A 9,827-nucleotide genomic window follows, 5' to 3' on the forward strand; every position below is an offset into this window, starting at 1 on the left:
CTCGCCGGTCCATCACCGGCAATGCGTGCGCAAGCCACCACCGTTTGCTTGTGCACATCCAATCCCGCGCAGCGCGGGTAGATCACTTCCATGACAACCTCCTGTTCGCGGCGCCATCGGCGTGCGGCCCACGTCATCGAAGTCTGAAATGCGTGCTCAAGAACCGAAGGCTCAGGGCAACAGTCTGGGGTGCTCGTGAGGCCGCGGGTCCAACTGAGATACGGGCTCGAAGCACCAAGTACGAACCGACCTCGGTGCCGGACGCTGCGCCCGCCATTAGGCGCCTGTTTCATGTCCTGCGGGTGGCGCGCAGCGCAATGGATAACTGAGATGGAAGGCAGAGTGCCCGCACGGATGCGGTACAACATGAAGCCTTGGTGGTCCACGCCCTCGGACCCGCATCCCTTTGGTAGTGCAGCAAGAAATTGCGTGCCCGGCAGACATGAACACTGACACCCCCGACATGCTGGACATGTCCAGCTCCGACCCCAAACGCCAAGGCTACGACCTGCTCAACCGCCAGTGGCAGGCCCTGATCGCCGATGAGCGTGACCCGCTGGCGAATCTGGCGCAGTTGTCCGCGCTCGTCTTCCAATGCGTACCCGGCCTGAACTGGGCCGGTTTCTACCTGCTGCGCGATGCGACGTTGGTGCTCGGGCCGTTTCAGGGCAAGGTCGCATGTACCCGGATTCCACTCGGCCGGGGCGTCTGCGGCACGTGTGCGGCCACCCGCCAGGTACAGATCGTGCCCGACGTGCATGCCTTTCCCGGCCACATCGCCTGCGATAGCGCCTCCAATGCCGAGCTGGTGCTTCCGCTGGTGGTCGACGGACACCTGCTCGGCGTGTTCGACCTCGACAGCCCCCTGCATGGCCGGTTCGACGCCGACGATGCGGATGGCCTGGGCGCGATGCTCACGGCGCTGGCCCAGGGCACGGACTGGAGCCTGTTGGCACCGGCTCCCGGCCGATGATCCCGACAGGCCGCCCCCCCGCCTGACTCGAAACCAAAGAAGAGCAGCACCTCTCCATCAGTAGACATCGCGGACATAGCGCTTGTCGCTCGACATCCGGCCCACGTAGTCGGCGGCGGCCTCGGCGCTCAGGCCGCCATGCCTCTGCACCACCTGCCTGAGCGTGGCGTCCACGTCCTTGGCCATGCGGCTGGCGTCGCCGCAAACGCAGAAGTGCGCGCCCTCCTGCAGCCAGGCCCAGAGCTGCGCGCCTTGCTCACGCATGCGGTCCTGGACATACAGCTTCTTGTCCTGGTCGCGGGAGAAGGCCAAGCTGAGCCGGGTCAGCAGACCGTCCTGGTGCATGGCCTCCAATTCGTCGCGGTAGTAGAAGTCGGTGCCCGAGTGCTGTTCGCCGAAGAACAGCCAATTGCGCCCGGTGTCCCCACGAGCGCGGCGCTCGTGCAGGAAGCCACGGAACGGCGCGACGCCCGTGCCGGGCCCCACCATGATCATCGGCGTGTCCTTGCCGGCGGGAGGCCGGAAATGCGCCGACCTCTGCACGAAGACCGGCACCTCGACGGCATCCGCCCGGTCGGCCAGGAAGGTCGAGCACACGCCGCGCCGCGGCTTGCCGTGGTGGTCGTAACGCACCGCCGCGACCGTGAGGTGGACTTCGCCGATCTGCGCCTTGGGACTTGAGGCAATCGAGTACAGACGCGGCTGCAGCCGCTTGAGCGCCGCAATCCATTCCTGGGCCGTGACCTGGATCGGGAACTCTTCCAGCAGATCCACGATCTGGCGGCCCCACAGCCACTGCGGGAGGTCTTGCGCACGCTCGGGCCTGAGCAGATCGGCCAGCACCGGGCTGGCGGACCGTTCGCGGATGAAGCCCAGCATGCCGGTCGTGATCTTCGCGATGTCCTGGTGGCGCAGCAGCGCTTCCGCGATCGGCATGTCGCCTACGTCCTGGAGCGAGACCGGCGAAGAGGCCGGCAGCCTCAAGGCCGTCAGCATCTCGGCCACCAATTCGGGGCAGTTGGTGGGCCACACGCCCAGCGCATCGCCGGCGTCGTAACTCAGGCCCGAGTCCCTGATGTCGAAGACGAACTGGCGGGTTTCCTTGCCCGCCCCCGGGGCATTGAGCACCCGGTTCACCAGCAACCGGGTGCGCAGGGGCGCCTGCCTGCTGAATACCGATGGCGGCCCGGCCTGGGGCGCGGCATCGAGGGGGATGGCCTCGCTATCACCCACGGCGGCCAGCTCAGGCTGTGGTTCCGGCGCCGATCTGGTGGCGGTGGCCGTCGTGCCCAGCGCGTGGCATATCCCGCTGAGCCAGCCCTTGGCCGCCTCCTGGCCATCGGGCTCGCAGTCGACCCGCGGCGCGATGCGGCGTGCACCCAAGGCCTCCAGGCGCGCATCGAGCCGGCGCCCGAAGCCGCAGAACTGGCCGTAGCTGGAGTCGCCGAAGGCCAGCACCGAGAAGCTGGCGTCCTTGAGCCGGATCGCCGCGTCGCCTTGCAGCGCTTGCCAGAACGCCGCGCCGTTGTCTGGCGGATCGCCGTCGCCGAAGGTGCTGGCAATGAGCAGCAAGGTCCCGTCCGAAGGAATGTCTTCGAGCCTGCAGGCATCCATGCCGGCCAGCATGACCCGGCAGCCTTCCTGCTGGAGGCGTTCGGCGCATCGGGCCGCGAAGCCCTCCGCGTTGCCGGTCTGGGAGGCCCACAGCACGGTCACCATGCCGGGCCCGGCCGGGGCTGCGGCCGTGGGCAGTTGGGCAGCGGGCTGCGGGCCTTTGGTCAGCCCGGGAACCGGCGTCGCGCCGGACGGCAGCCAGGTGCGCGAGAACAGCCCCGCGAGGATGCCGTCCACCAAGGCCCTCTTGGCAGGCGCCAGCGGGGCCGTCAGGGGCAAGGACGGTACGCCCCCCAGCTTGCGGGCGTCCTCGCTTTGCAGGCCGGTGAGAAAGCCTTGAAGATACAGCTGCTCGTGCGGCTCCAGTGCGGGAACCGGGACTGCATCGATACCCAGCAGGCGGGCCAGCGTCTGGATCTGCATGATGTGGTGTTCCCTTGCATGGTTGTCTGATGGGCTCGTGGCCTCGCCCAGCATGGCGGCCATGGCCGCCACGGTGTCCTGCGGCGTGGCCTCTCCCGCCCGCGCGGCTGTCTCGGCGTCGAGCGTGCGCGAGGCGTCCGGCGCGAGGCGGCACAGCGCCACGGCGCTGAACTTGAATTCGGGTTGCTGCGAGAGCGGGTCGATGGCGTCGCTGGTGACGGCGTTGATGGCGAGGTCCTCGCCGTACACGTCGTTCCAGTGGAACGGTGCGAAGCAGTTGCCCGCGCGCACGCGGTCGGTGACCACGGCCGGCAGCACGGCGCGGCCGCGGCGCGAGCGGATCTCCACGCGGTCGTTGTCCCGAATGCCCAGCGTGGCCGCGTCCTCGGGGTGGATCTCCACGAAGGGGCCCGGGTTGAGCTTGACCAGCGTCGGGACCTTGCCGGTCTTGGTCATCGTGTGCCACTGGTGCTGCAGGCGGCCGGTGTTGAGCACGAAGGGGAAGTCGGCGTCGGGCAGCTCGGCCGGATCACCGTGCGGCCGCGCGAAGAACACGCCCTTGCCGCTGGGCGTCGCGAAGGCGATGCGCAGCGGCGTCCCATCGTCCCGGACCTTGAGCTTCTGGCTCACGCCCTCGTTGAGGTAGCGGATCGGATGGCGGTCTTCGCCTTCGCCGGGCGGGCATGGCCACTGCAGCGGAGCCTCGCGCAGGCGGGAATAGCTGGCGCCCCGGATGTCGTAGCCGGTCTTGGGGTTCCAGAAGCGCTTGATCTCCTCGAAGACCTCATCGGCGCAGCCATAGCCGAAGGCGTGCGCATAGCCCATCTCGCAGGCCACGCGGGCGATGATCTGCCAGTCGGGCAAGGCCTGGCCGGGCGGGTCGATGGCCTTCTGCATCAGCGTGAGGTTGCGCTCGGAATTGACCATCACGCCCTCGGCCTCGGCCCACAGCGCACCCGGCAGCAGGATGTCGGCGTAGCGGTTGGTCTCGGTGTCGAGGAAGGCATCCTGGGTGACGACCAGTTCGGCTTGCTGCAGGCCGGCGATCACGTTCCCGCGGTTGGCCACCGTGGCCACCGGGTTGGTGCAGATGATCCAGCAGGCTTTGATGTCGCCGGCCCTCATGCGCTCGAACATCGCCACCGTGCCGCCGACCAGCCGCGTGTGCAAAGTACCGCGCGGCACGCTCCAGGCGTCTTCGACGAAGTGGCGCTCCTCCTCCACCAGCACGGTGCGCTGGCCGGGCAGCCCGGGGCCCATGTAGCCCATCTCGCGCCCGCCCATGGCGTTGGGCTGGCCCGTCAACGAGAACGGCCCGCTGCCGGGCCTGCAGATCGTGCCGGTGGCCAGGTGCAGATTGCAGATGGCATTGGTGTTCCAGGTACCGTGGGTGCTCTGGTTCAGACCCATGGTCCAGCAGCTCATCCAGGCCTTGGCCTGGCCGATCATCGTGGCGGCCTGCCGGATGTCGGCTTCCGGGATGCCGGTGATGGCACTGACCTTTTCGGGCGTGTAGTCGGCCAGGAAGCCGGGCATGGCCTCCCAGCCCTCGGTGAACTGCGCGATGAAGTCGGCGTCGGTGTACCCGCCCGCGTGCAGGAGGTGCAACAGGCCATTGAGCAACGCGAGGTCCGTGCCCGGCCTGATCTGCAGGAACAGGTGCGCCTTGTCCGCAGTGGTGTTGCGGCGCGGGTCGACCACGATCAGCCTGGCGCCGGCCTTGACCCGGTCCATCAGCCGCAGGAACAGGATCGGGTGGCAGTCGGCCATGTTGGCCCCGATCACGAAGAACACGTCGGCCTGGTCGAAGTCCTGGTACGAGCCCGGCGGGCCGTCCGAGCCCAGTGAGAGCTTGTAGCCGCTGCCCGCGCTGGCCATGCACAGCCGCGAGTTGGATTCGATCTGATTGGTGCCGATGTAGCCCTTGCACAGCTTGTTGGCCAGGTACTGCGCCTCCAGCGACATCTGGCCGGAGAGATAGAAGGAGATCGCGTCGGGACCGTGTTCGTCGAGGATGGCCCTCAGGCGCCGGGCGGTCTGGGTGATGGCCTCGTCCACCCTGACCTGCACCGGGTCGCGCTGGCGGTCGGTGCGCAGGAAGGCCGACTCCATGCGGCCCGACCCGCGCAGGGCCTGCGCGCTGGTGGAGCCCTTGGTGCACAGCCGCCCGAAATTGGCGGGGTGGGTCTTGATGCCGGCAACCTTGACGACTTTCTCACCCTGCACTTCCAGGGCCATGCCGCAGCCCACCCCGCAATAGGGACAGACGGTCTTCACCGAAGTCGAGATCGCCGTGTTCATCCCTTCCTCCCGGACGGCCGCCGCCAGCCGCGCAGCAGTTCCTGCGCCGGTCAATCACCGCAGCCTGTCGAATGATGAGCAAAAAAAAGCGTCCGCACCTTCCTGACCACCGCGCTGAAGCGATGAAGGGATGTGCGGACGCCATTGTCCTGCCTGGCTACGCCCCGCATTGGGCGCGAGCCAGGGATCTTCCTAGATCATGGCGTGGACGACGCAAGACTTGTGCCAGCGTTATTCATCGATGGATATAACGCTGGCGCACAGAGAAAGCGATGTACGCTGCACCAGGACGCGGCCACCGGGCACACGCGCGTGCCGGTTTGGTGCAGGCGCGCCGGGACGCTGCCGGTGATCAAAGTCCGTCAAGACGTCCCTTGACCACCTGCAGCAGCGTCGTCGCCGGCAGCGACAGTTGCCGCTCGGCGTTCACGCACAGGCTGAGGACCGAGGACCTTCGTATTCCTGCCCCTGCCCGCGAAGGCAGGGGCAGGCGCCGTCAGGCGCGCTCGCCCACCCAGCCGGCCACGGCCGCCAGCGCGGCGGGCAGCGCGGCGGGGTTGGTGCCGCCGGCCATCGCCATGTCGGGCTTGCCGCCGCCCTTGCCGCCCACCTGGCCGGCCACGAAGTTGACCAGTTCGCCGGCCTTCACCCGGCCGATGCTGTCGGCGGTCACGCCCGCGGCGATCTGCACCTTGTCGCCATCGACGGCGGCCAGAACGATGGCGGCGGTCTTGAGCTTGTCCTTGAGCTTGTCCATGGTGTCGCGCAAGGTCTTGGCATCGGCGCCGGGCAGCGTGGCGGCCAGCACCTTGAGGCCCTTCACCTCCACCGCCTGGCCCACCAGTTCGTCGCCCTGGCTGGACGCCAGCTTGCCCTTGAGCGCGGCCACTTCGCGCTCCAGCGCCTTCACCTGGTCCAGCGCCTGGCCGATGCGGCCCGTGAGCTCGGATGCGGGGGTGCGCAGCGCGCCCGCGGCCTGGGTCACGGTGTCTTCGAGCTGCTGCAGGTAGGCCAGCGCGCCCTCGCCCGTCACGGCCTCGATGCGGCGCACGCCGGCGGCCACACCGCCCTCGGCCACCACCTTGAAGAGGCCGATGTCGCCCGTGCGGGCCACGTGCGTGCCGCCGCAGAGTTCGCGGCTGGTGCCGATGTCGAGCACGCGCACGGTCTCGCCGTACTTCTCGCCGAACAGCATCATGGCGCCGGTCTTCTGCGCAGATTCGATGTCCATCACGCGCGCATCGGTGGGCGTGTTGGCGAGGATCTCCGCGTTCACGCGGCGCTCGATCTCGCGGATCTGCGCATCGGCGAGCGGCGCGTTGTGCGCGAAGTCGAAGCGCGTGCGCTCGGCATTCACCAGCGAGCCCTTCTGCTGCACGTGGCTGCCCAGCACCTCGCGCAGGGCTTTGTGCATGATGTGCGTGGCCGAGTGGTTGCGCACGGTGGCCGCGCGCAGGGCCGTGTCCACCTCGGCGGAGACCGACTGGCCCACGCGCAAGGAGCCGCGGGCCAGCACCCCGTGGTGGCCAAAGACCTGGGCCCGGATCTTCTGGGTGTCGGCCACCGCGAACTCGGCATGGTCGGCCAGGATGCGACCCTGGTCACCGACCTGGCCACCCGACTCGGCATAGAACGGCGTGGTGTCCAGCACCACCACGCCGGCCTGGCCCTCCTCCAGGCGGTCCACGCCGACGCCGTCGGCGTACAGCGCGACCACCTGGGCCACGGCGCCCAGCGTTTCATAGCCGACGAAGCGGCCGTCGGCGCCGGCATATTCCAGCGCGCGGTCCATCTTGAACTTGCCGGCCGCGCGGGCCTGGGCCTTCTGGCGCTCCATGGCGGCCTTGAAGCCTTCTTCGTCCACCGACACGCCGCGCTCGCGGCACACGTCGTTGGTGAGGTCGAGCGGGAAGCCGTAGGTATCGTGCAGCTTGAAGGCCACGTCGCCCGGCAGCACCTGCGCGCCGCCGGCCAGGGCCATGTCGAGGATGTCCATGCCGTTGGCGAGCGTCTCGAAGAAGCGCTCCTCCTCGGCCTTGAGCACCTCGGTGATGCGCTGCTCCTGCTCGCGCAGCCGGGGGTAGGCGTCGCCCATCTGCGCCACGAGGTCCCGCACCAGCTTGTGGAAGAACGGGGTCTTGCGGCCGAGCTTGTAGCCGTGGCGGATGGCACGGCGCACGATGCGGCGCTGCACGTAGCCGCGGCCCTCGTTGCTGGGGATCACGCCGTCGCTCACGAGGAACGCGGTGGCGCGGATGTGGTCGGCGATGACCTTGAGCGAGGGGGTGGCGAGGTCGGCGGTGCCGGTCTCGCGCCCGGCGGCCTGGATCAGCGCGGCGAACAGGTCGATCTCGTAGTTGCTGTGCACGTGCTGCAGGATGGCGGCCAGGCGCTCCAGGCCCATGCCGGTATCGACGCAGGGCGCGGGCAGCGGCGTGACGGAGCCGTCCTCGGCCATGTCGAACTGCATGAACACGTTGTTCCAGATCTCGATGAAGCGGTCGCCGTCTTCCTCCGGGCTGCCCGGGGGGCCGCCGGGGATGTGCGGGCCGTGGTCGTAGAAGATCTCGGAGCACGGGCCGCAGGGGCCGGTGTCGGCCATCATCCAGAAGTTGTCGGACTTGTAGCGGCCGCCCTTGTTGTCGCCGATGCGGATCACGCGCTCGGGCGGCAGGCCGATCTCCTGGGTCCAGATGTCGTAGGCCTCGTCGTCCTCGGCATACACGGTGGCCAGCAGGCGCTCTTTCGGCAGGCCGTAGACCTCGGTGAGCAGCTCCCAGGCCCACTTCAGCGATTCGCGCTTGAAGTAGTCGCCGAAGGACCAGTTGCCCAGCATCTCGAAGAAGGTGTGGTGGCGGGCGGTGTAGCCCACGTTCTCCAGGTCGTTGTGCTTGCCGCCGGCGCGCAGGCAGGCCTGCACGGAGGTGGCCCGCACGTAGGGGCGCTTGTCGGTGCCGAGGAACACGTCCTTGAACTGCACCATGCCGGAGTTGGTGAACATCAGCGTGGGGTCGTTGCCCGGCACGAGCGGGCTGGACGGCACCACGGTGTGGCCCTTGGATGCGAAGAAATCCAGAAAACTCTTGCGGATGTCGGCAACGGAGGCCGGCGGGGTCGGTTTCGTCATGGGCGAGGGGCTGCGAGCCGGTAAGGGGGCCGCGCGCGCGCACGGCACCGGAATGTGAGGACGTAACCCGTGATTCTATCGAGCCGGCCCCTGCTCCCGCCGGGCGCGTCAAGCACCGGCTGACCAGAACCCAGGCCTCAGAGAACCAACGCATGGTGGAGCGGTTCAATGGCCACATAGCGGACATCCGAAGACCCACCGGTTCAACCACCACGAGGACATGGAGCAGACACTGCTGCGTTATGTGGCCCTGTACGACCACCAGTTACCACAGTCAGCACTGGGAAGCAGGACGCCTATGCAGTCCACGAAGCAGTGGCATCGGAACGTGTTCACGATCTCAGGAACATCCGGAGCTATTTCACAAGCGGCCCTATGATCGCTCGGAATGCGGCAACTACGCATTCCGCGACGGCGGGCAGGTCATCGACCTGAACACGATCATCAGGGGGCTGGACCTGAAGTGACGAGAAGATTTTGCAGCAAGGCAAGAAGATTCACCTTGCCCTCCAGTAGCCTCGTGCGATGTTCGAAATCCTGTGTCTCGTCGGGACCGCGCTGGGCGTCAACATGAACATGGGCACCAGTCCGACCTCACTTTCGCCGTTGATCGTGTCGTTGCCAAAAAGGCGGCTGCTTTTGTTCTGGATGACTCTGGTGCTCGTGTCGCCTGAGGCCCATGCGCAGCGTGCCAACGCCTACGATTCGAACTTCGAGATCGTGCGCGCAATGCTTGAGCAGCCAGAGTCTCAGATGGATTTGGCCAACATCAAGCTGACTGTCGACAAGATGATCGACCCGGCGACCCACAAGGATGCCGTGCTCAAGAAACTCGACGAAATGGCCGCTGAGGTCATGGCGTCCTTTCCGCCCGGCGCCAGCAATCTGCTCAAGTTCAAGGCCTTGCGCGATTACTTGTATCGCCCATCACTTCTCAGCGGGCGGCGGCCGTTCGTCTATCACTTGGAAGATGACCGCAACCCGAGAGCCAAACTACTATCGGTCTACTTGAGTACGCAAAGGGGCAACTGCGTTTCCATGCCCTTACTGTTTGTCATCCTGGGCGGCTTTGTTGCACAAATCAGTTCGAAGACGGCATAGCCCCAACCCCAGACGGATTTATGCCATGGCGGCCACCAGAACGGTTTGAGGACGACCGATCTGGCTGAAGCGGTTGAGTACGGCCACGCGGACATGCAACTCCACCACCTGATGCTCGAACGTGCGCGCCGTCACCCGTTCGCCCAGTCGCTTGAAGCAGTGCATCTTCGTCTCGACAAGGCTGCGCCGGTGGTAGCCGCTCCACTTCTTCCAGACGCTGCGGCCCAAACGCTGGCACGCCCGGATGGCTTCGTTGCGCTGCTCCGATCCCGGACTCGGCTTCTTCCA

General features: G+C 67.2%; 5 protein-coding genes and 1 pseudogene. 3 read left to right on the forward strand and 3 right to left on the reverse strand.

Features of this window, described 5'->3' with window-relative positions:
• Nucleotides 1–463: 463 nt before the first annotated feature.
• Entirely contained in the window at nt 464–973 is a 510-nt protein-coding gene (locus AX018_RS23630) for a GAF domain-containing protein (RefSeq protein WP_111882629.1), read from the forward strand.
• Between the two features lie 57 nt (nt 974–1,030).
• On the opposite strand, the gene AX018_RS23635 is transcribed toward AX018_RS23630, so the two are convergent.
• Together AX018_RS23635 and alaS are read right to left on the reverse strand one after the other, a co-directional pair.
• Nucleotides 1,031–5,311, reverse strand: a complete 4,281-nt coding sequence (locus AX018_RS23635) for a bifunctional nitrate reductase/sulfite reductase flavoprotein subunit alpha (protein WP_211322518.1) — start codon at nt 5,309–5,311, stop codon at nt 1,031–1,033.
• A gap of 496 nt (nt 5,312–5,807) precedes the next feature.
• Nucleotides 5,808–8,438, reverse strand: a complete 2,631-nt coding sequence (alaS, locus tag AX018_RS23640) for an alanine--tRNA ligase (protein WP_111882623.1) — start codon at nt 8,436–8,438, stop codon at nt 5,808–5,810.
• 107 nt (nt 8,439–8,545) lie between these two features.
• Here alaS and AX018_RS23645 point away from each other — a divergent pair.
• Both AX018_RS23645 and AX018_RS23650 read left to right on the forward strand, forming a co-directional pair.
• Nucleotides 8,546–8,905, forward strand: a pseudogene (locus tag AX018_RS23645) (integrase core domain-containing protein); the annotation flags it as partial.
• Between the two features lie 58 nt (nt 8,906–8,963).
• Complete coding sequence (locus AX018_RS23650) at nt 8,964–9,539, forward strand: transglutaminase-like domain-containing protein (RefSeq protein ID WP_111882626.1); 576 nt, start codon at nt 8,964–8,966, stop codon at nt 9,537–9,539.
• An 18-nt stretch (nt 9,540–9,557) separates the two neighbouring features.
• Here the strand turns inward: AX018_RS23650 and AX018_RS23655 are convergent.
• Nucleotides 9,558–9,827: transposase (locus tag AX018_RS23655; RefSeq protein ID WP_146749433.1), on the reverse strand; the 270-nt coding region annotated here is incomplete at its 5' end.

The sequence above is a fragment of the Paracidovorax anthurii genome, assembly GCF_003269065.1.
GTDB classification, from domain to species: domain Bacteria; phylum Pseudomonadota; class Gammaproteobacteria; order Burkholderiales; family Burkholderiaceae_C; genus Paracidovorax; species Paracidovorax anthurii.